The 26,987-nt window shown below is 67.5% G+C and carries 30 protein-coding genes and 1 pseudogene; 17 read left to right on the forward strand and 14 right to left on the reverse strand.

Features of this window, described 5'->3' with window-relative positions; translation table 11 throughout:
- Window positions 1-8: 8 nt before the first annotated feature.
- The 8 genes and pseudogenes from B4V04_RS06030 to B4V04_RS06065 all read right to left on the reverse strand — a co-directional run.
- A complete protein-coding gene (locus B4V04_RS06030; RefSeq protein WP_498230830.1) occupies window positions 9-698 on the reverse strand; it encodes an NTP transferase domain-containing protein in 690 nt (229 codons plus the stop codon).
- Window positions 698-1,498, reverse strand: a complete 801-nt coding sequence (gene cobS / locus B4V04_RS06035) for an adenosylcobinamide-GDP ribazoletransferase (RefSeq protein ID WP_498230048.1) — start codon at window positions 1,496-1,498, stop codon at window positions 698-700. The genes B4V04_RS06030 and cobS overlap by 1 nt, the downstream gene beginning before the upstream one ends.
- Window positions 1,489-2,493, reverse strand: coding sequence for a CobD/CbiB family cobalamin biosynthesis protein (locus B4V04_RS06040; protein ID WP_498230050.1), 1,005 nt, complete (start codon window positions 2,491-2,493; stop codon window positions 1,489-1,491). Before B4V04_RS06040 ends, cobS begins: the two co-directional genes overlap by 10 nt.
- Before the next feature lie 5 nt (window positions 2,494-2,498).
- Complete coding sequence (locus B4V04_RS06045) at window positions 2,499-3,806, reverse strand: cobyrinic acid a,c-diamide synthase (RefSeq protein WP_498230052.1); 1,308 nt, start codon at window positions 3,804-3,806, stop codon at window positions 2,499-2,501.
- A complete protein-coding gene (locus B4V04_RS06050; RefSeq protein WP_498230054.1) occupies window positions 3,803-4,894 on the reverse strand; it encodes a nicotinate-nucleotide--dimethylbenzimidazole phosphoribosyltransferase in 1,092 nt (363 codons plus the stop codon). Before B4V04_RS06050 ends, B4V04_RS06045 begins: the two co-directional genes overlap by 4 nt.
- A gap of 126 nt (window positions 4,895-5,020) precedes the next feature.
- Complete coding sequence (locus tag B4V04_RS06055; protein ID WP_498230056.1) at window positions 5,021-5,407, reverse strand: nuclear transport factor 2 family protein; 387 nt, start codon at window positions 5,405-5,407, stop codon at window positions 5,021-5,023.
- 52 nt (window positions 5,408-5,459) lie between these two features.
- Window positions 5,460-7,442 carry a type II secretion system F family protein gene (locus tag B4V04_RS06060; RefSeq protein WP_498230058.1) on the reverse strand — a complete coding sequence of 661 codons (1,983 nt, stop codon included), beginning with the start codon at window positions 7,440-7,442 and terminating at the stop codon, window positions 5,460-5,462.
- Window positions 7,439-8,065: pseudogene (locus tag B4V04_RS06065) on the reverse strand (secretion system protein); the annotation flags it as partial. The pseudogene B4V04_RS06065 and the gene B4V04_RS06060, both read right to left, overlap by 4 nt.
- Window positions 8,066-8,104: 39 nt before the next feature.
- Between B4V04_RS06065 and B4V04_RS06070 the strand changes: the two are divergent.
- The 3 genes from B4V04_RS06070 to B4V04_RS06080 are packed head-to-tail and all read left to right on the forward strand — an operon-like array spanning window position 8,105 to window position 10,081.
- Window positions 8,105-8,545, forward strand: coding sequence for a hypothetical protein (locus B4V04_RS06070; RefSeq protein ID WP_498230060.1), 441 nt, complete (start codon window positions 8,105-8,107; stop codon window positions 8,543-8,545).
- A complete protein-coding gene (locus B4V04_RS06075; protein WP_498230062.1) occupies window positions 8,542-8,991 on the forward strand; it encodes a hypothetical protein in 450 nt (149 codons plus the stop codon). Before B4V04_RS06070 ends, B4V04_RS06075 begins: the two co-directional genes overlap by 4 nt.
- Window positions 8,984-10,081 (forward strand): tyrosine-type recombinase/integrase, encoded by a 1,098-nt coding sequence (locus B4V04_RS06080; RefSeq protein ID WP_498230064.1) that lies wholly within the window; start codon window positions 8,984-8,986, stop codon window positions 10,079-10,081. The genes B4V04_RS06075 and B4V04_RS06080 overlap by 8 nt, the downstream gene beginning before the upstream one ends.
- A gap of 2 nt (window positions 10,082-10,083) precedes the next feature.
- On the opposite strand, the gene B4V04_RS06085 is transcribed toward B4V04_RS06080, so the two are convergent.
- The gene (locus tag B4V04_RS06085) at window positions 10,084-10,650 is read right to left on the reverse strand and encodes a DUF8102 family protein (protein ID WP_498230066.1); all 567 of its coding nucleotides are present in this window, start codon (window positions 10,648-10,650) and stop codon (window positions 10,084-10,086) included.
- 57 nt (window positions 10,651-10,707) lie between these two features.
- Between B4V04_RS06085 and B4V04_RS06090 the strand changes: the two genes are divergently transcribed.
- The 14 genes from B4V04_RS06090 to B4V04_RS06155 all read left to right on the forward strand — a co-directional run bounded on the left by B4V04_RS06090 (window position 10,708) and on the right by B4V04_RS06155 (window position 21,158).
- Window positions 10,708-10,845 (forward strand): hypothetical protein, encoded by a 138-nt coding sequence (locus tag B4V04_RS06090; protein ID WP_498230068.1) that lies wholly within the window; start codon window positions 10,708-10,710, stop codon window positions 10,843-10,845.
- 209 nt (window positions 10,846-11,054) lie between these two features.
- Window positions 11,055-11,216 carry a hypothetical protein gene (locus B4V04_RS06095; RefSeq protein WP_498230069.1) on the forward strand — a complete coding sequence of 54 codons (162 nt, stop codon included), beginning with the start codon at window positions 11,055-11,057 and terminating at the stop codon, window positions 11,214-11,216.
- Window positions 11,213-13,975, forward strand: a complete 2,763-nt coding sequence (locus B4V04_RS06100; RefSeq protein ID WP_498230071.1) for a phage/plasmid primase, P4 family — start codon at window positions 11,213-11,215, stop codon at window positions 13,973-13,975. Before B4V04_RS06095 ends, B4V04_RS06100 begins: the two co-directional genes overlap by 4 nt.
- Window positions 13,976-14,321: 346 nt before the next feature.
- On the forward strand, window positions 14,322-14,981 hold the full coding sequence (locus B4V04_RS06105) for a hypothetical protein (RefSeq protein ID WP_498230073.1): 660 nt from the start codon (window positions 14,322-14,324) through the stop codon (window positions 14,979-14,981).
- Window positions 14,974-15,303 carry a hypothetical protein gene (locus B4V04_RS06110; RefSeq protein WP_498230075.1) on the forward strand — a complete coding sequence of 110 codons (330 nt, stop codon included), beginning with the start codon at window positions 14,974-14,976 and terminating at the stop codon, window positions 15,301-15,303. Before B4V04_RS06105 ends, B4V04_RS06110 begins: the two co-directional genes overlap by 8 nt.
- A gap of 2 nt (window positions 15,304-15,305) precedes the next feature.
- A complete protein-coding gene (locus B4V04_RS06115) occupies window positions 15,306-15,683 on the forward strand; it encodes a hypothetical protein (RefSeq protein ID WP_498230076.1) in 378 nt (125 codons plus the stop codon).
- Window positions 15,684-15,703: 20 nt separating this feature from the next.
- On the forward strand, window positions 15,704-16,006 hold the full coding sequence (locus tag B4V04_RS06120) for a hypothetical protein (protein WP_498230078.1): 303 nt from the start codon (window positions 15,704-15,706) through the stop codon (window positions 16,004-16,006).
- Window positions 16,007-16,044: 38 nt separating this feature from the next.
- A complete protein-coding gene (locus tag B4V04_RS06125) occupies window positions 16,045-16,383 on the forward strand; it encodes a hypothetical protein (protein ID WP_498230080.1) in 339 nt (112 codons plus the stop codon).
- Window positions 16,376-16,648, forward strand: a complete 273-nt coding sequence (locus B4V04_RS06130) for a hypothetical protein (RefSeq protein WP_498230081.1) — start codon at window positions 16,376-16,378, stop codon at window positions 16,646-16,648. Before B4V04_RS06125 ends, B4V04_RS06130 begins: the two co-directional genes overlap by 8 nt.
- A 30-nt stretch (window positions 16,649-16,678) precedes the next feature.
- A complete protein-coding gene (locus B4V04_RS06135) occupies window positions 16,679-17,398 on the forward strand; it encodes an FxLYD domain-containing protein (protein WP_498230083.1) in 720 nt (239 codons plus the stop codon).
- A gap of 150 nt (window positions 17,399-17,548) precedes the next feature.
- On the forward strand, window positions 17,549-17,827 hold the full coding sequence (locus B4V04_RS06140; protein WP_498230084.1) for a DUF8136 domain-containing protein: 279 nt from the start codon (window positions 17,549-17,551) through the stop codon (window positions 17,825-17,827).
- A gap of 152 nt (window positions 17,828-17,979) precedes the next feature.
- Entirely contained in the window at window positions 17,980-19,329 is a 1,350-nt protein-coding gene (locus B4V04_RS06145; RefSeq protein WP_498230085.1) for a terminase large subunit domain-containing protein, read from the forward strand.
- Window positions 19,330-19,764: 435 nt separating this feature from the next.
- Window positions 19,765-20,796: a hypothetical protein gene (locus B4V04_RS06150; protein ID WP_498230087.1), complete on the forward strand. Its 1,032-nt coding sequence runs from the start codon at window positions 19,765-19,767 to the stop codon at window positions 20,794-20,796.
- A gap of 65 nt (window positions 20,797-20,861) precedes the next feature.
- Complete coding sequence (locus B4V04_RS06155; protein ID WP_498230089.1) at window positions 20,862-21,158, forward strand: hypothetical protein; 297 nt, start codon at window positions 20,862-20,864, stop codon at window positions 21,156-21,158.
- Window positions 21,159-21,178: 20 nt separating this feature from the next.
- Here the strand turns inward: B4V04_RS06155 and B4V04_RS06160 are convergent, their stop codons facing one another.
- The 5 genes from B4V04_RS06160 to B4V04_RS06180 all read right to left on the reverse strand — a co-directional run bounded on the left by B4V04_RS06160 (window position 21,179) and on the right by B4V04_RS06180 (window position 26,841).
- Complete coding sequence (locus tag B4V04_RS06160) at window positions 21,179-22,912, reverse strand: type II/IV secretion system ATPase subunit (protein ID WP_498230090.1); 1,734 nt, start codon at window positions 22,910-22,912, stop codon at window positions 21,179-21,181.
- Between the two features lie 290 nt (window positions 22,913-23,202).
- A complete protein-coding gene (locus tag B4V04_RS06165; RefSeq protein WP_498230092.1) occupies window positions 23,203-23,538 on the reverse strand; it encodes a ferredoxin family protein in 336 nt (111 codons plus the stop codon).
- The gene (locus B4V04_RS06170) at window positions 23,535-24,935 is read right to left on the reverse strand and encodes an FAD-dependent oxidoreductase (protein WP_498230094.1); all 1,401 of its coding nucleotides are present in this window, start codon (window positions 24,933-24,935) and stop codon (window positions 23,535-23,537) included. The genes B4V04_RS06165 and B4V04_RS06170 overlap by 4 nt, the downstream gene beginning before the upstream one ends.
- A complete protein-coding gene (locus B4V04_RS06175) occupies window positions 24,932-26,008 on the reverse strand; it encodes an electron transfer flavoprotein subunit alpha/FixB family protein (RefSeq protein WP_498230096.1) in 1,077 nt (358 codons plus the stop codon). The genes B4V04_RS06170 and B4V04_RS06175 overlap by 4 nt, the downstream gene beginning before the upstream one ends.
- Complete coding sequence (locus B4V04_RS06180) at window positions 26,005-26,841, reverse strand: electron transfer flavoprotein subunit beta/FixA family protein (protein WP_498230098.1); 837 nt, start codon at window positions 26,839-26,841, stop codon at window positions 26,005-26,007. The genes B4V04_RS06175 and B4V04_RS06180 overlap by 4 nt, the downstream gene beginning before the upstream one ends.
- Window positions 26,842-26,987 lie beyond the last annotated feature (146 nt).

Raw genomic sequence — 26,987 nt, forward strand, 5'->3', positions numbered from 1 at the left:
GTGTGGTCTCAGTCGTCGGGCTCCCGGTCGCCGAGGAGCCGCTCTGCGATCCGCACGTCCGACGGGTAGTTGACGTTGACGGCGAGCCGCGCGTCCTCGGTGACGTGGACGGTGTCGTCGGCGTCGTCGTCGGTCCCGTGGTCGCTGTCGCCGTCTTCGTCGCTTCCGACTTCTCCTCCCCCCACGACGTTGATCCCGGCGGGGACGACCTCGCGGCCGTTCACCTCGGTCGCCGCGTCGGCGCTGACGCCGAGCTCCCGCTTGCGCGCCGCGGGGACGCAGACGGTGAGCGACCTCGGCGCGTCGCCGTCGCCGGCGGCCTGTGCCGCGTCGATCACGGCGTCGACGGCCGCGGCGTCGAGGAGGGGGAGATCGGCGGCGACGGTGAGGAGGGGCGGTGGGGTCGAGTCGCCCGCGTCGGCCGACTCGTCCGCGTCGGCCTCTCCGACCGCCTCCATCGCGTACCGCAGGTCGGCGACGTAGCCGCCGCCCGGCGCGTCGATCACGGGGAGGTTCGGGCGCTCCTCGACGAGGTGCGCGCGCGTCGCCGACGCGTGCGGCGAGACGACCGCGTGCGCCGTTTCGACGCGGCTCCCGGCGAGCGCGTCGCACACGCGGTCGACCATCGGTCGCTCCGCGACCCGGGTCAGCGGTTTCTCCGTCTCGCCGCCGAGGCGGGTGCCGCGGCCGCCGCACATCAGAAGCGCGTCCACGCGATCACCCCCGCGTGCAGCGCGGCGACCCGCGCGAGCTCGTTCGTCGCGCCGAGCACGTCGCCGGAGACGCCGCCGAGCCGCCGCCGGGCCCACCGCCGGAGCAGCGCCGCCGTCGCCAGCGCGGCGAGGAGCGCGGCGACCCCCGGGAGGACCCGCGGCCACGCGAGGAGCGCGGCGGGCGCCGCGAGCGCGAGGACCGGGAGCGCCGCCCCGGGGCCGACCTCGTCCGCGAGCGCAGACCCGAGCCCCTCGTGGGCCGCGTCGCCGACGCAGACGAGCGTCGCGGTCGCGGCCTTCGCGCCGACCTCGGCGGCGACGACGATACCGACCGCGCCGGCGACGCCGCCGGTGGCCCGCGCGCCGGCCGCGCCCGTCGTCCCCGCGGCCTCGGCCAGCCCGAGCGCGGCAGTCGCCAACCCGAGGACGACGGCGACGAGCGCGACAGTCCCGCCGACGCCGAGCGCGGAGTCTTTCAGGACCTCGCGGCGCGCCTCCGGGCCGCCGTGGACGACCGCCGCGTCGCCGAGGTCCGCGACCCCGTCGAGGTGGGTGATCCCGGTCACGGCGTAGACGGCGAGCGGGAACGCCAGCGCGACCGTCGGCGCGGGGACGGGCGCGAGGAGCGGGAGCGCGACGAGCGCGCCGACGAGGTAGCCGACGACCGGGAACGTCCACGGCGCCCCAGCGAACGCCTTCCACGCGGCCTCGCTCCGCCCCGCGGGGATCCGGGTGAGGAAGCCGAGCGCGCCCCGGAGGGCGGCGATCCCGTCCGTCAGGACCACGCGATCACCCCCGCGACCGCCGCCAGCCACCCCGCCGCCCCCGCGACGGCGACGGCGCCGGCGACGCCGACGAGCCGGACCGCCCGCTCCGCGTCGGCGACGCTCGGGGTCCGGGCGCCCGGGTTGAGCGCGTAGTGACCCGGCTTCGCCAGCCGCACGTCGAGCGCGGCCGCCGCGGTCGCCATCGGCCACCCGGAGTTCGGCGACCCGGGCTCTCGCGCCCACGCTCGCGCCCGCGAGAGGGTTCCGACCGACCCGGCCGCGACCGCGAGACAGGCGGCGGTCGCGCGCGCCGGGAGGAACATGACGGCGTCGTCGAGCCGGGCGCTCGCCCACCCGACCGGCTTCGACCGGTAGCCGAGCATCGAGTCGAGCGTGTTCACGGCCTTCACCCACGCCCCCCCGGCGACGCCGAGGGCGAGCGGGAGGGCGGACGCCGGATCGACCGCCAGCCCGACCGTCGCGCCGGCCGCGAATCCCCCGAGGGGCGCGACGAACCCGTCGGCGAGGTTTTCGGCCGCGCTCTCGACGGCCGCGCTCCGGAGGGCCGCCGGAGAGAGGGCGGCGGCGTCCCGCCCCACGAGCGCCCGGACCGACTCGCGGGCCGCGTCCGGGTCGGTCTCGGTGAGAGCGACGACCTCGCCGGTGACCTCGCGTAACATTCGGAGGCTGACGAGCGAGAAGAGGAGCGCGCCCGCGACGGGGACGGCGAGGAGGTTCGGACCCGCGCCCGCCCGCGCTCCGACCTCGGCCGCGACCGCAACGACGCCCCCGGCGAGCGCCGCGGCGGCGAGCGGGAGCCCGACCGCGGCCGCGACGCCGACGAGCCGTGGGCGCGACCACGACCGATCGATCGGCTCGATGACCGAGCCGAACAGCGCGACGGGGTGGACCCGTCCGGGCGGCTCCGCGACCGCGAGGTCGAGCGCGACCGCGACCGCCAGCGCGGCGAGGGGGGCGACGACGGGGAGGCCGAGGGGCGCGGGGGGCGCCATCCCGGTCACAGCCCGTCGAGGAACGCGTCGAACGCCCCGCTCTCGGGGTGGACGTGACAGTACGTTCCGAGCGTTCGGTGTTCGGTCAGCCCGTCGCGGTCGCCGTCGATCCCGGTCCCGCGTTCCACGTCGAAGGCGAATCTGGCGTCGCCCGCGACGTCGGCGTCGGAGTAGTGGAACTCGTGGCCCCGGAGGGTCTCGCCGGTCGACGCGGTCGGCGCGTCCCGCTTCGCCCGCAGTTCGACGTGGTCGAGCGCCTGGTACCGGTCGCGCATCTCCACGTCGGCCGGGAGGACGCCCGCCATCGCGTGCGTCTCGCCCTCGACGGTCGTCAGCGACTCCGCGAGCGCCATCAGCCCGCCGCACTCGCCGAGCACCGGGACCCCTTCGGCGGCCGCGTCCGCGACGTCGGCGAGCCCGGGGCTCTCGGCGAGCGCCGCGGCGTGTAACTCGGGGTAGCCGCCGGGGAGGTACACTCCGTCGCAGGGCGGGAGGGGGTCGCCCGCGGTCGGCGCGAACGGCTCGACCGTCGCCCGCTCGCGCAGGCGCTCGACCGTCGCCGGGTAGACGAACCGGAAGGCGTCGTCGCGGGCGACCGCGACGCGGGGGCGGTCGCCGGTCGGTGCTGGCCTCTTGTCCGTTTCGACGACTCCGGCCGGCTCCCGCGCGACGTCGAGCAGTCGGTCGGTCCGGAGCCCCTCGGCGGCCGCGTCGAGCGCGTCGTCGTCGAGCGGGGACTCCTCGGCCATGTGGAGCCCGAGGTGGCGTTCGGGGACCTCGAGGTCGTCGTTCGGCGGGATCCGGCCGAGGTACGCCAGCTCGTCCGGGAGCGCCTCGCGGATCCCCTCCTCGTGGCGCCCGCCGTGCGCGCGCTGGGCGATCACCCCGGCGACGTCGACGTCGCGGCCCGCGCGCTCGGCGTACGCCCGGAAGCCGAGCGCGGTCGCGGCGACGCTCTCCATCCCCGCGCTCGCGTCGACGACGAGGGCGACCGGGAGGTCGAGCGCCTCGGCGACCGCGGCCGTGCTCGACCCGTCGCCGTCGTACAGCCCCATCACGCCCTCGACGACGCAGACGTCGCCCGCGCCGCGGGCGTAGTTCCGGCGCAGCCCGTCCGCGCCCTGCAGCCACAGGTCGAGCGTGCGCGAGGGGCGTCCCGCGACGCGCTCGTGGTGGCTCGGGTCGATGAAGTCGGGACCCGCCTTCGCCGGCTGGACCGCGTGGCCCGCGCCTTCGAGCGCCCGGATCGCCGCGAGCGTCGCGACGGTCTTCCCGACGCCGGAGCTGACGCCGCCGAGGACGACCCCCTTCACGGCGCACCACCCGGGGGCGACTCGCCCTCGCGCTCGGCGAGCAGTCGGTCGGTGACGGCGGCCACGCGCTCGCGCAGGGCTGCGTCGGCGACGCCCGCGCGGTCGGACAGCGCCAGCGCGCCGCCCATCCCGACGCCCTCCTTCGCCTCGCCGCGGGCGTACGCCCGCATCGCCGGGTGCTCGCCCGCGTCGAATCCGGGGTCGGTCGCGGTCAGCGCCAGGTCGAGATCGTCCGCGAGCCCGGCCACGTCCGCCGTCGGGTCGTCGTCGACGAACGCGGTCGTCGCCAGCGGGAGCCGCCGCTCGACCCCCGCGTGCCGCGCCAGCGCGGCGACCGTCGCCAGCTGGGTCCCCCCGGCGAGGGTCACGTCGATCCCCCGCTCGACCGCGCCGACGACGAGGCCGGCGGCCGCCGCGAGCACGGGGTCGCCCATCAGCCGGACCGCCGCGAGGGAGTCGCCCGCGGCGTCGCCGGGGTCGAGGCCGCTCGCTTCCAGCCCCTCCTCGACGACCGCGCGCTTGGTCGACAGCGGGTTCGCCGCCAGCGACGAGGAGACGACCGGGCGCTCGCCGAGCGCGGTCAGGACGCCGAGCGCGGTCGTCGTCCCGCCGGGGATCGTCTCGGCGACGAGGAGCTCGTTCGCGTCGCCGGGATCGCCGTCACCGCCGTCGCCACTACTACCGTCGTCAGCCCCCGCGACCGTCCCCGCCAGCCCGCGCGCCCGGTCGAAAATCCCCGCCGCGTCCGGCACGGGCTCGGAGTCCCGGACGTCGTCGCCGGGTTCGGCGCCCGCGTCGAGGATCGACGCCCGCGTCGGCGACGTCGGCACGGCGAGGCCCGCGTCGACGCCGACGAACCCGACGCCGACCAGCTCCCGGACCGCCCGCGTGACGACCGCGGGCGTCGGGCAGCCGGACGGGCTGACGGGCACCGGTGACTCGGCGGCCGCGCGCCCGTCCGCGACGATCTCCAGGTCGGCGCTCGGCGTGTGCCGCCGGAGCGTCGGGTCGGCGCCCGCGGCGCTGATCCCGTCGATCGCGGCCGTCTCGGTCGCGCCGGCGACGACCGCGAGGATCGCGTCGCTCACGCCACACCTCCGGATCGTCGCGCCGATCGAACCAGCCCGTCGACCGTCCCGTCGCTGATAACCACTAGCGGTTGGTTAGCACAAGTCGACTTTAATCGATCGGGTCGAGAGCCGTCGCCGTCGCGGTCACAGCTCGTCGGCCGTGCTCACGTGCATCCCGACGAAGCGCCACTCGCCACCCCGCCGCTCGAGCGCGCCGCTCCACCGCGTCTCGAACGCGCGGCGCTCGCCGGTCGCCGCGTCGGTCCAGGCCATCGACACGTCGTCGCTGAACCACGCGTGGCGGTCGCGCTCGGCGACGCGGAGCGCGCGGCTCGTCACCGCCCAGTCGGTCGTCGTCTCGGTCTGTCGCCGGAGCCCGGCCCGGATCTCGTCGGCGCCGACCAGTCGCTCGGAGATCCCGAACTTCACGGGATCGTCGTCGCCGGCGCGCTCGTCTGCGAAGTACGGGTCGAGCGGCTCGCCGGCGCGAAGCGCGTCGTAGTAGCTCTCGATCTGTTCGCGTGCGTCCATGATCGGGGATCGGGTGCTCGGCCAAAAAGTGTTGATCGGCGCCGCCGCTCACCTACAGCAGCCCGCCGACGGTGAAGACGGCGTAACAGATCGCCACGAGCAGCCCGGAGTGGAGCAGCGCCTCGTAGCGCCCGCGGGAGGCGGTGCCGGCGAACCAGCCGGACGCGAGCATCGTCGCCTGCGTGACGACGTACAGCCGGAAGCGCTCCAGTTCGGGGTGGACCGTCTCCGGCTCCGTCACCAGGTCGGTGGCGGCGGCGAGGTCGGCGAGCCGCGCCGCGTCGATCACCTGCGTGTTGACGACGGCGACGACGCCGGCGACCAGCGCGGCCGCCGCCCAGCCGACCGCGACGTACGGGTGCATCGACGAGCGGAGGGCGCGCTGCTCGCTGTACAGCTGTCCCACCTCGATCCGGAGCGTCTCGAAGACGGCGTCGGCGTCGCTCCCCGCGTTCAGAGCGCCGGTGACGAGCCCGAGCGTCCCCTCGGCGAGCGGCGTTCCCACGCGGTCGACGAACCGGTCGATGGCGGCCGCGCGCACGTCGGCGGCCTCGCGGTCCCCGTCGGTCCTCCCGTTCGCGTCGGCCTCCGCCACCGACCCGCCGGTCGCTGTCGTCGATCCCAGCGCGAACGCGAGGTCGGCCACGTCGTCGTCGAGCACCCCGAGGTCGACGTCCCGGGCCACGGCCGCGACCGCGTCCGGCAGGGGGCGCCCGTGCGCGACGTGGCCGGAGACGGCGTGGACGAAGTCCGCCAGCTCGCGGTCCTTCGCGTCGTCGATCCGGGTGCGCCTGACCGCGACGCTCCCCACGGGCACCGCGAACGCCGCGTACGAGAGCAGCACCACGTTGACGAGGGTGTACTCCGCGAGCGCGAGACCGACCGCGAGCAGGGCGGCCGGCGGCGCGCAGGCGACCGCGGCGCTCGCCGGGTTGCGCCCGACGGAGGCGGCGATCGCGCGGGGCGACCCCGGGAGGTCGTAGCTCGCGCGCTGGTTCGGCGGCCGGAGCGTCCCGACGGCGACCGCGCCGGCGAGGCCGATGGCGACGAGGAAGACGACGGCGCCGTAGAGCACGACCGCCCGTGTCGGCACCACCCCGACCGGCGTGTCGACCGGCGGGAGCAGCTCGGGGACGACGACGGTGAGCGCGGTCGCCGCGATGACGAGCAGCGCCGGCAACACCAGCACGGCGACGAACAGCTCCGTGAGCAGCTCCAGGAACCGCCGGGCGCGCTTGCGGGCGCGGTCCTGTCGGTGCGCGAGCATCCGGCTCTCGGTGCGGAGGTACTCCGCGAGCGCCGCGTCGCCGGTCGCCGCGTGCTTGCGAAATTTCAGGAGGAACGGCGCGAGCAGCTCCCGCGAGGGCGTGTCGCGGGCGACCCGCCGGAGCCCCTCGTCGAGGCTCCCGGCGAGCCGCGCCGCGTTGAGCGCCTTCCGCAGCGAGGTCGCCGTCCCGCCGTACGCGTCGCTCGCGGCGGTCTTCGCGACCATCTCGCGGGGGCCGTCGCTCCCGGACGCGAGCAGCTCGAGGTACCGGACCGCCGCCGGGAGCGTCCGCTCGATGTCCGTCCGGCGCGTCACCGTGAGCCACCGGAGGTGGAGCCCGCCGAGCCGCACCGTCGCCCGCTTCGCGAGGACCCCGGCCAGCGCGGCGAGCGCGACGGCGACCGCTTCGGGCGACGGCGACGCGACCGACGCGGCGCCCCCGACCCGCGCCTCGACGGCGGCGAGCAGCTCCGGCGCCGCCCCCGTCGCCACGAGGAGGGTCGGCGCGGCGACGGCGAGCGCGACGAGCCACGAGCATCCGTACACCCGCGACAGGTACGTCTCGAACCCCGTGTCGAGCGCCGTCCCGCGGTACCGCTTCCGGTCGGCGTCGTGCCGCCGGTCGCTCGCATGTCGGGCGAACAGCGCATAGAGGGCCCGGTCGATCACCGCCGTTCGACCGCTCCGGAGGAACCCGTCGGTCTCGGCGGCGTCGACGGCTCGCCCGAGCCCGCCGTGCCCGCCGTCGCTCGTCGGCTCTCGACTCACGGTCGCCCTCGCCCGTCCGTGTTATCGCGCTCGCCGCCGGCCCGGTCCATCGTCCGCGCCGCGCGCTCGACGGTCGCGGCCTCGTCGGTCCGGAGGTCGGCGAGGAACTCGAACAGCGCGTCGACGTCGTCGACCCCCTCCCGGACGAGGTACTCGACGTACCGGCGCTTGGCGAGGAACTCCGACCGCACGGCGTCGACCTCGCGGTCGGTGTGGTCCGCGATCCGGTCGAACGCCCGGAGGCGCGGCCCGTTCCCCGGTGCGGCCGTCGCGTCGGCCTCGGGCGCGCCCGGGAACCGGAACTCGCCGTCGGCGTCGCGCCACGCGAGCGTGTTGTAGTGCACCGCCTCCCCGCCCTTGTCGACGACGCCGGCGCCGCCGCCTTTCGGGTTCCCGGTCGGGCTCCGCTTCGCCTCCGGGTCGAGCGCGTCGTATTCCTCGGCGGAGAGGGGTTCGACCGCCCGCGAGACGTACCGCTCGCCGGCGACCTGCCGCGGGAAGACGACGAGGTCGATCTCGCGGAGCAGGTACGGAGGGAGCCCCCGCTCGACCACGCGGTTCACGAGCGCCTCGACGTCCTCGGCGTGGGTGGTCCCGATGACGCCGTGGCCGGTGTAAAGCGAATATCTATTAGTGAGTGGGGCACCACTCTCTCACAAAGTATGACAGGCGACGACACACAACCGGCCATGACCTACCCGGCGACGGACCAATATGAGGATTGGAAAGCCGACGCCGCGGACATGGATATGTCTGTGTCTGAATGGATACAGGCGATGGTCGAAGCCGGTCGCAAGAAGTTTGACGCGAGTGTTGAACCGGACGAAACGGTCCGTGAACTACGCGAGCAACGCAACGACCTGAAAGCCGAACTGGAACACGCACGCGACCGGATCGACAAGCTCGAAAACCAGTTACACCGTGGCGAGCGCGAGACGATCCGCCGGTTCGTGGAGGAAAACCCCGGCGCGACGCGTGGCGAGATTGGGCAACGGCTCGCGGACACGGTGCCCGAGCGGCTGAACCCCCACCTTGACGCGCTCGAAGGCGTGGAACTCCGAAAGGAGGGTGGCGAATACTATCCGGCGGAAGGTGAGACATGAACCGCTCACAGCCGCCGCACGACCGCCTTGGTGTGTTCAAGGAGCTATCCGACGTGCCGGACGGGCGGCGGCTCTACAACCTTGCACCGGCCTATGAGGGGCGCGACACGTGGGCGGACTACCGCGCGACGGTTGAGCTATCGGATCGGATGGGCGACGACTGGGATTTGTTCGCTCGCCGGTGGAAAGAGCACATGGACGACCGCGGTCGGCACCACGCTCTTGCCCGGCCCGACGACGTGGAAGCGTGGTCCGCCGAATTGGTGGAACGGTTCAGCATCGACCGTGCGTATCAGCACTGGAACGTGATTGAGGGTTTCTACGACTGGTTGCTGTGGCACACCGACCACCAACACGCATACAACCCGTTCCACATGGCCGCGGTCGACGCCGAGAGTAGCGCGCGAGAGATTTGGAACCGAAAAATGGAGAAAGCAAATGAGTAACAACAACGCCCGCCAAGAATTGGCCGACGCGTTCGGCCGTGAATTAGATCCGCTTGAACAGTACGCGACCACCTTCGAGGAAACCGGGATCGACCCCTTTGAGGTGTACGTTGAGGAACGACTGTCGACTAAGGACATATCGGATTCCGCGGTCGGCGAATACCACCGGACGTTTCGGGAGTGGAAAAAGCACATGAGCACCGTGGACCGGCATCCCGCGTGCCCGAATGAGAGCCACGTCAAGGGCTTCATAGACTATTTGCGTGGAGAGCGGGGGAACGCGGACGGAACGGTCAAGAACCGGCTCATGTACCTGAACGCGGCGTATCAGTATTGGCAGGATGATGCTGCACATCCCCATCCGACAGATTACAACCCGATCGAATTGGCGAAGGATACGGTCAACCTGAACGGCGGCGGGCCGAAGGAACCCCCGCGGGTGACGCTTGAGGAATTACAGGATGTGGTTTCCGAGATTACGCACATCCGTGACTTGGCGATCGTGACGCTACAGCTCAAGCTCGGGCTTCGAGCAACCGAAGTGTGTAATATCAAACTCTCCGAGCTTCATATCCAGAACAGCGACGTATTAGACCACTACGACGACATGGGGACCGCGAGCGGGCTACAGGGGCGGCAAAACGCCTTGTACATCCCACACGACCGCGACGGGAACAAGTCGCGTCGGCCGCGCCTACTCCCGCTTGACGACGAACTCCGGTCGGTGTTGGTCCGCTACCTACTCATTCGATACGATAACGGCGAGCCGTGGCTATTCCTCTCCAAGAACGGCCGGAAGCAACTCCGCAAGAAGGCGGTCAACAAGGACGTGTGGAAGGCGAACTTCCACCCCGAGTATGCCGAAACCGAAGACGACCGGGCGATTACCTCACACTTCGGGCGGCACTACTTCACCACTTACTGGCGTGTGAAGGAGGATCTGAACCAAGAGTTAGTGAAGTATATGCGCGGGGACACGGTCGGCGGAACGCAACTGAGCGATCAGGGTGCGATTCGTCACTACCTACACACCTATTACGAGGATATTGAGGAGGAGTACCGGGAACGGATCTTCAAACTAGGTGTGTAGAACTATTCGTAGCCGTTTAGGGTAATCTCACCGGCTTCGGCTAAGGCTTTCAATTCAACGCCCGATACACCCTTGATCCCATCCTCGTCAAACCGCTCCATCGCATTTTCAATATCAACCTGTTTCACTGTCTCTATCTCAACAGTTACATCCACCTCGTATTCATGATTGAGATGTTCTTCCTCAGCTTCTTCTAATGCGCGAGCAATATCTGCGCAGACATTCTCTCTTGATCCACCGTTTTCTTGCCACATCTTGTGATAGAATTTTGTAAATTCCATATAAGCAGACCAGATTCCGAATTTACCTTCACCAGCGGCTTCCTCCACAGTAGGCCACTCGACAACGTCTCCCCTCGGGGTGCGTTCAATATTTGACTCAAAAATCAACTCTCTTTCTCTTTTGTCTAAGTTCCGTAGTAGCATTAAATCCGGAAAGAGGGAATTGACACGGTTCCGTATTTTCGACTTAAGCGAATTTTCGTAGCCGTCACTGATATCGTCTTTTTTGCCTAGTAGATACTCTCGTTGCGTCTTAGTGAACAACCCGTTTTGGTCGCCAGTGCTCATACCTACATATGGGTATCTCATACCTATTAAGGATTACGCCCCCTTATTCAGTCTTGTATGAGCACGGTTGAACGCACAACGATTTCGGTGCGAGACGAGACGCACCGCCGGCTGCGGGGGCTCAAGCCATACGACAGTGTGAGCTTCGATGAGCTTCTGCAGGACATGGCGGACCACTACGAGGCTGACGCCTAAGCCGATGAGTGGAAAGAAAGCACCCGCGTTAGGGCGCGGGCACGGCGGAAGGGGACGCGACAACGGGAGTGTGTCGCTATGAGTACGTACACGCTCCGGGCTAATTACCGTTGCCCAAGTTGTGAGCGGGATACGCTCACGGAAACGCCGGATGAGATTGTCGACTACAAGTGCCGCGTGTGTGGTGAGCGCATCCGGGAGGATCGACTATGAGCCGAGAGGCGAAAGTGAGCAACGCCGGATGTGGGATCTTCCTCACGGCGACCGAACTCCACACGCTCGGCGTTGACCCCGATACCGTCGACGCCGTGGAGTACGACGTTACGGAGTCCGGTCTGATTGTGACCGACCCCAGTGGGGGTGAGGAATGAGCCGATCCACGTCGCCGCCCGACGTTTCAGATGAAACCGGCCCGGTGCCCTCCGACTTAGCCGAGCGTGACCGGTGGGTATGTTGGACCGAACTGGAACGCGACGGGAAGCTCACGAAAGTGCCGGTGGACCCGCACACGGGCGACTTTGCCAGTGCGACGGACCCCGATACGTGGGGAACGCTCGACGACGCCCGCGATCGCCACGCCGGCGGCAGTGTGGATACGGCAGGCATCGGGTTCGTGTTCGCTCCGGAGGATACGATTTGCGGGATTGACCTTGACGACGCCCGCGACCCCGAGACGGGCGAGCCGGAACCGTGGGCGCGTGATATTATCCAAACACTGGGTTCGTTCACCGAAGTGTCGCCGAGCGGCACCGGCTACCATATCTATATCCACGGGTTCGTGCCCGACGGCGGAAATCGGCGCGGCGACGTTGAGCTATACGACCGTGATCGGTTCTTCACCTTCACGGGCGACCACGTCGACCCGACGCCGCACACGGTCAACCAGCGGAACGATTCGCTCGCCGAAGTCCATGCGGAGTACGTTGCCGACGACGACGGCACAAGTGACGCGGACGGCGACGTGACGCCGCCGAGCGGGGACGTTGACCTATCCGACCGGGAGCTACTCGACAAGGCGAGAGACGCCGACAACGGCGACACGTTCGACGCTCTGTGGAGCGGCAGCACGGCCGGCTACCCGTCACACAGTGAAGCCGATATGGCACTGTGTAACCTCCTTGCGTTTTGGACGGGCGGCGACCGCCAGCGGATGGACCGGCTCTTTCGAGAGTCCGGCCTAATGCGTGGCAAGTGGGACGAAGACCGCGGCAGCGAAACCTACGGCGAGCGCACGATCCGCGCGGCGATCGACGCGACGACCGACTACTACGACCCCGACGGCAGTACGTCGCCGCCGGAACCGACCGGGCCGACCGACGAACACGGCACACCCGTGGAACCCGATCGGGGCGCGGTGGTCCGTCCGGATAACTTCGCGGCCGAAGCCGGATTAGGCGAAGACGGATCGATCGGTGATCTGAATGACAAACAAAAGGCGGCCGTTGTGTGGCGGCTCATCAAGCGGTCCGATGAGTACCATATCCGTGTTCACCGTGAGACAGGCGCGCTATGGGCGTATGACGACGGCGTGTGGACCCGCGAAGGCGAGCGTGCGCTCCAATACGCGGCCCGCAAGGCAGTCAACCCGGAGAACTACGGTGCGAACCTACTCAAGGAGCTGAAAGCACAGGTTCGGGCCGACCCTTACGCGGAGATTGGCAGGGACACGCTCGGGCTTGAGGCTGGATACGTCGCCGTCAAGAATGGCTTACTGGACCTCCGGGCGGCAGCCCGTGGCAACGACGCGACGCGTGACCTCACGCCCGACGACTACGCGCTTCAACGGCTTCCCGTTGAGTACGATCCCGACGCCGCCGGCGACGAGTGGCGGGCGTTCGTCAACGACGTTGTGGAGGGTGGAAAGCGTGACACGCTACAGGAGTACGTCGGCTATACCCTCCACCGTGGAGAAATGCCGTTCAACCGGGCGGTGCTCCTTGTCGGGAGTGGTGCGAACGGTAAGAGCACGTTCCTGAACGTCGTTCGGTCGATGCTCGGGCGGGAGAACACGGAGACGAAGCCCGTTCACAAGTTCGACAAGGACAACCATATCGCCGACCTGTATGGGTCGCTCGCCAACATTGACGCCGACCTGTCGGAAGGCTCCTTGTCGACTCAAGGGATAGCCAACTTCAAGCGGTTGGTCGGCGACGACCGCGTGACCGCTCGGCACCTGTATGAAGACGCGTTCACGTTCCAGCCGTCGGTAAAGCACCTCTACGCGTGTAATCAGGTGCCGGACGTGGGCAACTACGTTGCCGACGACGACCAAGCATTTTGGCGACGCTGGATTGTGGTTCAATTCCCGCATTACATCCCGCCCGCCGAGCGCGACCCGCTCCTTGAGAATCGACTAACCGAACCCGAAACCCTGTCGGCCGTGCTCAACTGGGCGATCGAAGGATGGGCGCGGTTGATGGACCAAGGTGGGTTCACGAACGCCGAAACGCCGAGTGAGACGCGCCGGCTATGGCAGTCGTGGGGCGACAGTGCCGACGAGTTCCTTGCGAACTGTGTTGAACACGACCCCGACGCGCCGAACATTACGACCAGTGAGGCGTGGGCCGTGTACAACGAATGGTGCCGGCAAGAGGGGAAAGACCCGGCCGGTCAACAGTCGTTCACGGGTGCCGCCAAGAGCGCGGAGGTGGATCTCGGCTACGCCAAGAGCGTCCGACCGCGTGGTACGGGAACGCCCGCGCGTGGATACAAGTCGTTCGGCCTGACTGACGACGCACCCGAGCTTGAGGCGGCGCTTGAGAGTGACGACGACGGCGACGACGATCCGGACACGGACGCGACCGGCCTGAACGACTTCGAGGAACCCGACACCGACGACGCAACCCCCACCGGTTCGGGTGGAGACTCCACCGATGACGACGACGGCGACGACGCCGGAAGTGGTTCGGACGGTGCCGACGACGGCAGTGATTCAATCGGCTATCCGTCGTTGCTCGCCGACATACAGGCACAGTACGCCGACGGCGACGAACTAACCGTTTCGGACGTTGCCGAGACGGTCGACAAGAGTGAGAGATACGTTGAACTCGGCTTGGCGTGGGCGTGTGACGACTTTGACGGCGACGTATTGACGCGAGAATCCGAGGGGGTGTATCGCTACCATGCGTGACCCGTGGCGCTTCCGGTGCCCGGAGGGGCACGCTGGATACTCTCACCGGGCGACCCGTGGCGTGATTCGGTGCCGGTCGTGTGGCGAAGACTACGGCCACAAGCTCGACGCCAAAACGGGGGTGCTCGTGCCCGTATGAGCGGGATGCCGATGACCCGGCGGTGTGGCGACCGCACGGCGAGGCTATCCGCCCGGGTGGTTCGTGAGGGTACGCGTTGGGAACAGCTAACTCACGCACACAGCGGGGGAACCCACACGCCGAACCATCCGCCCCGCACGCTTCACACCCATGCGTAAGACGCTATCCGACCTGATAGATCGCTTCCGAACGACAACAACACAGCCAATGTCCGACTACATGAAACGCGGTAACGACAGCACCGACCCCAACCCGTGGGAAACAACGCCGTTCACCCGGACGGCCAAACTTCGCGGCAAAGGCAGCGACCCGCTTGAGGAATACGTCCGCAAGGGCGCGACGCGTATCTACGACGAACTACAGCGGCGTGGAGAACTCACAGAGGTGCGTACGGGATGGTTCGAACCCGAACGCACCTGCTACCGTGCAAGTTCGGCGTCGGCGTTTTACCTCCTTGAGGTTGGGCCGATCGCCGCCACGGCCGACGGCGTGCAGTGGAGTAGTGCCTTCCGGATGGATCCCGAAACCGCACCCGACCACAAATCTGCCGAGTGGAAGGACCACGCGAGCAGCTTCGAACTATCGGAGCGCGACGCCGAGAAAGGCATCCCGTCGAAAATCTCGTGTGCGTATTCAGAACTCGAAACGCTCACCGAACGCAACGACGTGAATCGGGCGGTTCACCCGCGCGAACTCCGGAGCCGCGGCCCGCGTATGAGTGATCGCGCGTTTGAATACGCGATGGAACTGGTTGCCTCATTCCCGGGCGTTGAGGGGCCGACCGACGACGCGCTCGCGTGGGAACTTATCGATGAATCGGCGGCCAAATCGACCACGTCCGACGAGACGGAGGAAGGCCATGTCTGAATGGTTCTCCTCCCGTGCTCACCCCGGGGTTCGAACGTCCAACACACCGCCGAACTACCTGCTATCCAGCGAAACGGTCGCCCGCCCGCAGTGTGAACGCCACGGGATGGATCTTGAACCCGTGACCGTGGAGGGGTTAGACCTGAAAGACGGCTCTACGCTCGCCGCGTGCCCGCGGTGTTTCCACAGTGGTGACGGCGTCGACACTGACCAACTCCGTGCCGCGATCGCCGATGAGTGGAGTGAGTATCAATCACACTTCACGCAAACCGAACCGCCACGCGCCAACGCCGCCGACGGCGACCGTTTCGAGGTGTACTAATCATGGCCCGAGAGACACGCGTTCGGTTCCAGATGCCCGACGGCGACGAGTACAAGGTCCAACTCACGGAGGAGCAACGCGAGACGGTTGATGCTGCGTGTGACTACCTCAATATGGAACTGGGGCTATTCGTCAACGCGGCGTCGAAGTGGGGCAAGACCAACGACCCCGACCTCCCGCAACGTATCGGTGAGGAAATGCGGAAGCGCGGGGACGGTGTATCGGACGAACGGTGGGAGGAACTCAAGCAACGCGGCAAGGAGCGCGTGCTCAAGAAGCGGATCGTAGCGTTTGCCCGGTTCGTTGTCGAGGACGAACCCGACGCGGAGTGGATGACCGGTAACGGTGAACTCCGGTTCGGGGGTGAACTGAACCAATGAGTACGGCAGTCGTACGGCCCATGACCGACGGCGGCCCGTCGACGGGGACGCTCGCCACGGCGTCGCTCGCGGGGATCCTCCTCGGCATCGGTCTATGGGTCGCCGTGTTCTTTGTGGTCGGTCTGACGGGCGGCACTCACCCGGCTATAACGACCATGACCGTCGCCGCGTGGGTGCTCTTGCCCACATCGGTCGGTGTGAACGCCACGCTTGAACCCCAGTGTCCGAAGCGGTACGCCGTGCTCTACGCACTGGGGGGTGCCGTCCCCCTGTTCGGTATCGTTCCTGCAAGTGCCTACCTTGGCTACACACACCACCCATGAGCAGCCGAGAACTCACCCGCGCGGCCCCAGATCACAAGGTGCTCAACCTCTACAAAGCGCAGGTTCACGTTTACGAGAACGCGAAAGAAGCGGCTCAACGCGAGCTTGGCGACGACGCAACCGAAGGCGAGATCGTCCGCGAATTGGCTCGGGCTTACACCGGGTGTGACGACGGACCGCCGCCGTCGGTCTTGCGTGATATGCTCGATGAACACGCGACCGACAACGGCGACCCTACATACACCTACGGCGAGCTTGAGGGGATGGACCACCAGCGGATCCGTAACATGGCCGCCGAGGCGGACACGGACGCGATCAACGGCCGCACCCCGGCGGTTCAGATATACGCATACTACATGGAGGGTGCCGATGAGTGACGACGGCTTTTCACTCGGCGACGTGGTTAGCAACTCCGGCCCGGTTCGGCGGGTTCGGAGCTTCCTCGGCATCGAAGTGGAAGGCCACACCTGTCAGAAGTGTGGCGACCCGTGCGAAGCCACGACGACGTACGACATACGCACGGCCGCGGAGTACGGCGGCGAAACGCCAAGCTGGTACTGTGAGGCGTGCGATACCCACTACTACCGTGAGTCGAACGACGGGATGTTTACGATGGACCTGTACGATCAGAATAATGAGTGACCTTTTTTGTACGGGCCACCTGCCAGTAGTATGACCTCCCGCCGGAATTTTCTCGCTACTGTGGGTACTGCTACGGTTTTAGCGGGCTGTTCAGGTACAGAAGAAGTATCTGACCCCGTCGAATCGCCCACTAATAGCAGTGAAGGAAACTCCACGAATAACACGTCTACGGTAAACGGAACAGCTGAGGATCAACCAGACGATACTGATACACAGCCTTCCATCTCCTTTGATAGCGCGGAATGGATTGGTGAGGGGCGAGCTGTCGAACTCATCGCGACTAATCAAGACGATGTGGCGATTCAACAACTAGAAATTATTGTTGACTGGTATGACGAGAACGGGAACTTTCTCGGATGGGACTCTCAACGCGTACCAGCACTCGGTGCCGGCAAGTCTTGGTATCTTCACATAGAAAAATCGACAGACCAACTTGCCGACTCTTTTGAGGCCACAGCAGAGGGTATCAGACAGGAGCGACATATTCCGGACGGTCTAACTATTCAATCTGTAGACGTGAATGAAGTTGGTGATATTCAGGGGATCCTTTCAAACGGCAGGTCCTCGGAGGTCGCCGTCAATATGCTCGCGGCAGTGTATGATAACGGGTGGTTGACTAATACTGGTGGAACAACCCAAACCCGCATACCGTCTGGGGCTGATTGGCGGTTCGGATTCCCGACACAGTTCGTTGATGCCGATACGAACGCCCCGGGCGATGAGATTGAACTATTCGTGACCAGTTCATAATCTGCTTTTAGTTGGTGAACGCTTACCCTTCCAGCCACGCTTAGGTGTACATAAGCGGGATATACCCGGCGGCTACCGCACATTCACCCGAGGTAAACGGTGCGCTCGGCGTGGATTCCGGCGGTCCAACCGGCGACCCCCGACCCCACTATGAGTATCGCCAACGACGCTATCCAAGGCACCCCGGACACGTCCGATGAGTACGACGAAATGATCGCCGTTCTTGATGAGCTGATTGATGAGGGCCTTCGAAAGTTCACGGGCGACGGCCGGATTCGTGACCCCGACAAGGAGAAGGTGCGCGCCGAGTACATGAAGCGGACCGAGCAGGCGATCCGCGCCAAGCGGCAAGTCGTGAAAGACCGGCACCTCCAAGAGATGGGGCGGACGCTCGAAGCCCTCCAAGAGAACGGTGAGATTGAGGTATGAGCGCACCCCCAACCGAGCGCGAAGTCCGGAGTCGCTTCGAGGAAGTCATAGACCAAACCACGCGAGAGACGACGGCCGACGTAACGGTCCAGTGGGGCGACGCCGACCCCGAAGCCCGGCCGGAGGGTGTGACGTGGGACACGGACGCCGGCGTGCTCACGTTCGACGTGTGGGACGCACAGCGGCGGACACTCGACGCCGTCAACAGTGGCGACAACGATATTGTGGCCTTTCTCGCGGGCTACGGCTCCGGAAAGACTGTGTTCGGTGCGCGGTGGTTGATTAAGCAGGCGCTCGACCACCCCGGGAGCCGCTTCTTGGGAATGGGGATCGACTTCACGAAAGCGCGAGATACGACGTTTCGCGTGCTCTTTGAGCAACTCCCGGGCGAGCGGACGGGGATTGTCACAAGCTCCTACAACGGCCCGGAAACGTCGCCGATCGTCGCGGACTACAACCGGCAGAACCACCGGCTCACGCTCACCAACGATACCGTAATCAAGCTCGGGAGCGCGGACCGGTGGAACCGCTACGCCGGCGACGAATACGGCGGCGTGTGGTTAGACGAACCCTCACACTACGGCGAAGACCTCCACGACCTACTGGAAATGATCGGCTCGCGGCTCCGCGGCGTCGACGGGCCGAAGGCGCAACTGTGGACGCTCACGGGCAACGGCCATAACGCCGCGTTCGACATCCTTGAGCGGAAGCAAGATTCGGACGGGCAACCCTTGGGGTTGAACGTTGAGCTTGTCCGGGCGTCGACGCTCAATAACCCGTTTCTGGATACCGGCGAAAAGGAACGTTTCGAGCGGCAGTACGGCAACACGTCGCGGGAACAGCAGGCGCTATACGGCGGCTTCGCGGCCGGCTCCGGGACGTTGCTTTCACGCGACCAACTACAGTTCACGCTCGGGGGGGAACTCGGCGAGCGGAACTACCGGATTCATATCGGTGTGGACCTGTCGTATGTCGGTTCCAAAACTCACGCCGAGGCGTCGGATTCGGACTACACCGCGGCCGTGATTCTCGCCGTCGATCCCGCGGAAAAACAAGCGTACGTGGTCGACATGGACCGCGAGCGCGGCATGACTCTCCGGCAAAGTGTCCAGTGGCTCGCGGAGATCGCCGGCGGGATGCCAAGCCCACCGACTGTCAAGGTGGAAGACGTGGGTGCCCAAACTTGGTTCATCCAAGAGGCGCGCGACGCCGTCCCCGGCCACGTCCAACCCGTTTCCCCCGGCACCCGGAGTAAGCAAGACCGGATCCAAGACATGAGCATCCTATTCGAGCGCGGCGACGTGGTCTTAGCGAATACCGACGTTGACGACAACCTTGGTTATGATCCACGCTTCCGCCCGTTCGTCCGTGAGTGGGTGGAGTTCGGGAACGGGAACAGCCCCGACCTACTCGACGCCGCGTGGTACGCGCTCCAAAAGCTCGACCTGTCGCAAGGCGAGCAACCCACGGGATTCGGGATCGACATTTACGGCCGCGACTGACCGCCGCGACTGCCGCCCGACTACATTTTCACACCCCCCGACTACAACCGAACCGTTCCGTTGGGGCTTCTTGCCGTCATATTCACAGTTTTAGATACTATGTAGACGATGTAGACGGGGTAGATAGGAAAGTCGCGGTAAGGAGTAGAATAGCGGAGAGAAAGCGCATATACGTCACATATAGAAGTATGATCTTGTCCCCGTCTACATCGGCTACATGGCCAGTGCGGTGAGTGGTTGATTCCCGTTCCGTGTGGGTAGAGCGGCCGACGCGCCCGAATGTAGCCGAACCCCTTTGCGCGTGGAATGTGAACGTGTGGGTATGACCGTCATGCTGAACGACGTGGGTCGGAACCGGGGTGAAGGAGGATCGTAACCGCTCAAGAGCTGACCGTTGCCATAAAAAGTGAGAACGTTGATGAGACGCGCGACAAGGTGGAGAGCGTCGGCGATTCGATGGAAGATACCGCCGATAGTGCCGGCGACGCCGCCGAGCAACTGCAAGGGTTCAGTGAGAAATTTGCGGGAGCCATGTCGGCCGCGGTCGCAGGCCTTTCGCTGGGAATAGCCGGGTTGGCGTCCGCCGTTCCAGTTGCCGGCGAACTAATGGCTGGCTTCGGCGCGATCCTCGATGCCTTGCTCATGCAGGTGGACCAGCTCGCCCGCGACATGGGCGTCGGCGGGCTATCCGGGGCACTGTTCGGGGTGGCAGCGGCGATCTACGAATTGGACGGCGCGGCCGCCGATTTGGTTGGGGCAATCACAGCTATCACGACCGTCGTGGGGGCCGCGGCCGCCGCCGTCGGCGCGTGGGCTGTGAAAACGATGGGTGTGGTCGGCGCGGCATCCGCATTAGCCGGCGCGCTCAAGACTGCCGCCACGATAATCGGCGGTGTGGTCGCGGGTATCAGTGCGACCACGGCGGCGTTGGGCGTCGCCGTCGCCGCGATTGCCGCTTTCGCGGCCGCATACGCCCTGAATTTCAGGGGCGTGAGAGACACAACGAATGAGATTATCGGCGACGTGATTGATACTGTAGTCGGTGGATTCAATTCGCTTTCGGGGCGTGCCCTCGGCGGTATCAAGTCATTAGCCGGAACCGTGCGTTCCGCGTTTGGCGACCTCGGCAGTTGGCTCACGGGATGGGCGTCGGATCTTTCCGATATGGCCTTTGGCTGGGGCCGGTCGGTGATTGATTCGTTTATCAACGGTGTTCAGTCGTTGCTCACCCGCGTGCGTGACTTCCTCGGCGACCTCCGAAACGTGGGTACTTCTATCGGCGTCGACGTGCCGAGCCTCGGCGGCATCGGCGGTGGGGGCGGTGGAGGCGGCGGAGGCGGCGGTGGGTCCGGACGCGCGTTCCGGCGGAACGCCACGGGCGGGAGTGGCGCGGTCATCGACGGCCGACAGTTGACCGAATCCACTGGACGCTATCGTTCCGATCCGGGGCGGCGGCGCGGGTTGTAACAAATCCAACGCCGGCGGGTTTCCCGCACCAAATTGATTATTTTGGCGTGAGAGGGTCAGACATAATGGCCGACGACTCTCCTAATTTGGACAATCCCCACGTTGCCCATCAAGCGGAAGTTATGAAAAATCGGCTGTATAGAGCCTTTGAAAGTTCGGAGATTGATATTGAACCGTCCGATTTTGAAATCTTGTCAGACGCGATGAGCACTCTCACTGAAGACGAACATGAGCAGTTGGGTCGCTTGAGTTTAGAACTTGAGGAGGAGGGGCGTGATGAATATGAATTTGATGAGATAACAGAAACGGACAGGGAATATTTTGAGCTTCTTGAGACGGCACTTGAACGGTATCGGAGTTAGTCTATTAGCACCCCAACGCTTTAGCCGGTGTTGAGCGTCTCCGCGAACGTCTCGAAGCTCGCGGGCGTGTTGATCTCGGCGATCACCTCGACGTCCGGATTCAGGTAGTTGGCTTCGGTCATCAGCTCCGACATGCTCACGGCCTTGTACGCCTCCTCGTGCTCGCGGGTCGTGAGCGACACCCCGGTCTCGTGCGGGAGCCGGACCTCGCGAGACCCCTCGTCGATCGACACCGGTCGGTCGTCGAAGGGGATGAAGGGCGTGTGGGCGTTGAGGAGCGTCGTCTTCCCCACGCCGGTCGGTCCCGCGAAGAGGACGACGCCGCGGTGCTCGTACAGCAGCCACAGCAGCGTGACGAGCTCGGTCGAGAGCGTCCCGCGGTCGATCAGGTCGACCGGCGTCATCGCGTCCGCGCTCTGCTTCCGGATCGAGACGTGGGGACCGTCGGCGGAGATGACGGGCAGCGCCACCGCGCACCGGACCGTCTCGTCGACCCCGTCGACGTCGAGGTTCACCTTCGCCGACGGCGTGGAGGCGTTGAGCTCGGTGCCGTCCCGCGCCGCCAGCCCCGTGACGACGTTGACGAACGTCGCCTCGTCCTCGAACGCGAGGTTGGTGGGCACGCGGGAGCCGGCGTCCGGGGTCGGGCCGTCGCGGTCGGTTTCGTCGTCCGTCCCCCGCAGGACCGACGCGCGCGGGACGACCTTCACACGTTCGCCGACGCGGTTGGCCTCGACGTCCTCTAAGTTCGGATCCCGGATCGGCACCGTGAGTATCCCCTCGCCGACGAAGTCGCGGAGCACGTAGTACGCGAGGTCGTCGAGGCGGTCGCGGGCGTATCGGGAGTCGACCGGCGGGACGGCGAGCCCGCGCTCGGCCAGCGCCGACCGGGCGCGGTGGGCGGCCGCGTCGAGCCACGCTCGGGTGTTGCGCGCGGTGAGCCGCCGCGAGAGGAACCGCCGGGCGTGTTCGGCGACGAACGCCTCGCGGTCGTCGACGGCGCCGTCGACGGTCGTCTCCCAGATCCGCTCTTTGCACTCCTCGATCAGGGCCTCGTCGCCGGGGAGGAGGTCCGGTTCCAGGACGGCGTACTTCGTCTCGAACGCGTCGGAGCCGAGCAGGCGCTCGCGGTAGACGACCACGTCCACGGAGAGCCCGGCGAAGCCGACCGCGTACCTCGCGAGCCGCTCGGCGGCGACCCGCTCGACGTAGTCGGCGTCGGCGTCGATCCCTGTTTCCAAGGGAGCAAAGGTCTCGGTGTGGACGACCAGTTCGCGCTCGTCGCCCACGTCGGCCACCTCGATCCGGTCGTCCAAGGCGAGCGGCGTCACGTCGCCGAGCAGGCGGAGGTCCCGCAGCGCGTGGTAGTCGATCCGGCGGCGCGCGGCGTCGCTCGCGTCGAGCAGGCGGTCGAGCGCGCGGTCGTACTTCGGCTCGAACCCCGTCTCGGCCCGCTCGACGACCCCGACCCGGGTGAGCGGGCGGCGGTGCCGGACCGCGGAGAAGTGGTCGCGGACGCGCGCTAACGCCGCCTCGTCGGCGGGCGACAGCGGCGGCTCGCGGGCGTCGTACCCGAACCGGCCGCCGTCGCGCTCGCGGACCGTGGCGACGACGCCGGGCGCGGCCTCGTACTGCGCGCGGACGTCGGGCGCGTACCACGCCTCGGGGTCGTCCGGCGGGACCGGCGCGGGCACCGCGCCGCCCGGATCGTCGTCCGGCTCGTCGACGATGCGGAGCGTCGGGCCGTCGCTCACGGCTCGGCTCCCGGCGTCGATCGGTTCGTCGAGACGTCGCGGTCCCGTCTCGGCGTCATCGTTCGATTCGCGGGTGACCGAGGACCGATTTAAGAGTTATTTTCTCTCGAAACCGGTTTGTTTCAAGTGCTGAAAACATCCGCGAACGGACCTTCGATCGGCGGGCGAGACGCCCTTCGATCAGCGGGCAGGACGCCCTCCGATCAGCGGACGGTACGCCGTTCCGCCCGACGGCGGTGTTCGCGGCTCTCGGTATCGCTTTTCAGTTTCCCGTCTTTTTTCGGACTCTTCTACCCCTTCTTATACGACACCCCCGCGCCGCGCGTCGGATACGTCCACTCGACGTTCCCCTTCGGACACGCCCACCGGCAGCTCCCGCACTCCAGGCAGTTCTCGTAGGCGATGTTCGGCACGCCGTCGTCGCCCTCCCGCCAGACGTCGGCGGGGCAGACGTCGATGCAGTCGTAGGTGGTACAGCCTTCCGCGCAGATGCCGGGGATCTTCACGTCGAGGTGCGACTCCCCCGGGTCGTCGTACCGGACCGTGTACAGTCGGTCTTCAAGCGTGTCGTTCTCGACGGACGGTGCTCCGGCGTCGACGTTCGGAACGTTGGGTGTGGCGCTCATCGGAGAACTCCTCTGTAGCGGTAGGCGAGCTTGGCCGCGCCTCGGAGACCGCCGACGGTCTCGAAGAGCCGCTCTCTCGCCTCTTCGGCGTGTTTCTCTTTCGGCTCTCGGTCCATCCGGAAGTACTCCGCGCCGGCGTCCGCGAGCGCGTGCGGGAGCTCCTCGAAGATCAGGTCGCGGTCCGTCTCGACGCGCTCCATGAGCCAGCCGTACCGCTCGAGGTTCTGGACGACGAACGACGCCTCCAGCCGCTCCGGATACGACTTGAACGCGGCCTCGTCGGTGCGACCGCGCTCGGCCGCCTCCGCGATCGCCTCGCCGGCGAGGTGGCCGCTCTCGACGGCCATGTTCGTCCCCTCGAGGTGGACGCCGTTGTTGAGTACGAGCCCCGCGGCGTCCCCCACGACGACGGCGCCGTCGTGAACGAGCACGGGGATCGACTCGCGGCCGCCCTCCGGGATCGTCTTCGCGCCGTACTCCGCCGTCCGGGCGCCCCTGAGAAGCGGCGCGACCGCCGGGTGCGACTTGAAGGCGTTCAGCGTCTGCTCTGGCTTCGGCTGGCGCCCCGCGGCGTCCGAGAGCCGGTACGCGAGCCCGACGCTCACCGTGTCCTCGTTCGTGTAGATGAACCCGCCGCCGACCGCATCGCCGACGGCGCCCTCGCCGAAGTAGTGATACGAGGCGCCGGCGTCGTTCGACAGCCGGAACCGGTCGCGGATCACCCCGTCGCGCTCGGGGAACTCCAGCACCTCCTTCACCCCGACGGCGACGTTCTCGGCGCGCTCCGGTTTCTTGAGGTCGGCCCCCTCGCTCACCAGCGAGTTGCCCCCCTCAGCGAGGACGACGTAGTCGGCCCTGATCGTCCCGTCCGGCCGGTCGGTCTCGACGCCGGCGATCCGCCCGTCGTCCTCGCGGACGAGCCCGGTCACCGTCGTCTCCGTGAGCAGGACCGCGCCGGCCTCGACCGCCTGCTCGGCGAACCAGCGGTCGAACTCGCCGCGGAGAACCGTGTACGAGTCGTTGTGCGGCGGGTCGTGCCACTCGCCGGGGCGCAGCGACACCGCCGTCTCGTCGTCGTCGGACAGCATGCTGAACCGCTTCTCGGCGACGTACCGCTCGACCGGCGCCGAGGTGACGTCGACGAGCTCGCGGAGCGTCGGCGTGTACAGCACGCCGCCGAACACGTTCTTCGCGCCGGGGTACCGCCCCCGCTCGATCACGAGCACGTCGAGCCCCTCGTCGGCCATCGTGACGGCCGCCGCGCTCCCGGCGAGCCCGGCGCCCACCACGACGGCGTCGAAGGCGCCGTCGTAGCTCGGGTCCGCGATCGGTTCGGACCGTTCGGTCGCGCCTGTGTCGGCCTTCGCGCCCGCGTCGCCGTTCGCGTCGTCGGTCATTGGAGCACCTCCTCGGGATCGGCCTCGCCCTCCAGCGCCGCCGTCAGCCGCGGCGCCACCTCGAAGAGGTCGCCGACGATCCCGTAGTCGGCGTGCTCGAAGATCGGTGCGTTGGGGTCGTCGTTGACCGCGACGACGACTTCGCTGTCGTTCATCCCCTCGACGTGCTGGACGGCGCCGGAGACGCCGAGCGCGACGTACAGCTCGGGGCGGACGGTCTTCCCGGTCTGTCCGACCTGGCGGGCGCCGTCGACCCACCCCTCGTCGACCGCCTTGCGGCTGGCGGCGAGCTCCGCGTCGAGCGCCTCGGCGAGGGCCGTCGCGGGGCCGAGCTCGCCCTCCGTGCCGCCGCCGACCGCGACGATGCGGTCCGCGTCGGTGATGTCGGCGGTATCCGTCACCTCGCGCTCTCGCACCCACGTGAGCGCGTCGCGCTCGGCCACGACGACGTCCACGTCCTCGACGTCGCCCTCGCGTTCGGGCTCGGGATCGGCCGTCTCGAACACGCCGGCCCGGACGGTCGCCATCTGCGGGCGGTGCTCCGGGCAGACGATGGTCGCCAGCACGTCGCCGCCGAAGGCGGGGCGACGCGCCAGCAGCTGCCCGTCCTCGTCGACGTCGAGCTCGGTCACGTCGGCGGTGAGGCCGGCGTGGGTCGGCACGGCGACGCGCCCGGCGAAGTCGCGACCGGTGTGCGTCCCGCCGATCAGGACGACCGAGGGGATCCGCTCTTCGACCAGCGCGCGGAACTGCGTGCCGTACGGGTCCGCGCGGTACGGCTCGAACACGGGGTCGTCGGCGACGAGGACGCGGTCGGCGCCGCGGGCGATCGCCTCCTCGGCCACGCCGCCGACGTCCTCGCCGATGACGAGCGCGACGAGGTCGTCGCCGAGGTCGTCCGCGAGCCGTCGCCCCTCGGTGAGCAGCTCCCACGAGACGGGCATCACGTCGCCCGCGTGCTCCTCGATGAACACCCAGACGTCGCTGGCGCGGTCGACCTCGCTCGGCGTCGATTCCGCGTCCACGGTCTCGGCGTCCGGGTCGACGTCGCCGCCGGTCTCGGCGTCGCTCATCGGGCGATCACCCCCTCGTCGGCGAGGGCGTCGAGGAGCGCCGCGGGCGTCTCGACCGTCTCCTTCTCGCGGTCGACCGGCTCGACCGTCTCCATCCCCCCGACCTGCGTCGGGGAGGCGTCCATCCCCACGTCGTCGGCGTCGATCCCGAGGTCCGCGGCCGTGAGCTCCAGCGGCTCGAAGTCGTTCTCGGCGTAGAGCTTCCGGTGGAGTCCCGCGGGCCTCGCGTCGTACTCCCCGTACGCGACCGCGACGACGACGGGGAGGTCGGCGGCGACCCGCTCGTGGCCTCCCTCGACGTCGCGGCGCGCGGCGAGCCGATTCTCCTCGGGGAGCGGGTCGACCGCCTCGACGTAGGTGAGCTGTGCCCAGCCGTTGTGGGCGGCGATCCCCGGCGGGACTTGTCCGGTCGAGGAGTCCGTCGTCTCCTCGCCGCAGACGACCACGTCGGCGCCGAGGTGGTCGACGGTCTCGGCGAGCGCGTAGCTCGTCGGCCACGTGTCACTGCCGGCGAACGCGCGGTCGGTGACGAGCGCGGCGTCGTCACAGCCAATCGCGACCGCCTCTTCCAACACGTCCGTCGCCGTCGGCGGCCCCATCGTGACCGCGGTGACCGTCCCGCCGACCGCGTCGCGGATCGACAGCGCGGCCTCTAACGCGTCCCTGTCGGGCGCGTTGAGCACGGCGGGGGCGTTCGCCCGGTCGAGCCGCCCCGTGTCGGGGTCGATCCCGACCTCGTCGCTGTCGGGGACCTGCTTGACGCCGACGACGACGGTCCAGCCGTCTTCGGCGTCTGCGGCGGCCGGGCCGCGGTCGGTCGCGGTCCCGCTCATGACCGACGCACCTCCGCGGCGGCCGCGGCGCTACCGCGAGGTGTGCCGGCCGGGTCGGCGGTGCCAGTTCGGCGGTTCGGCGGCGGCTCTCGGTTGAATCCTCCCATACGTGAGCATTCGGGGCTCGGAGGATAACGGTCTCCGTG

It is taken from the genome of Halorubrum sp. B52 (assembly GCF_059752555.1).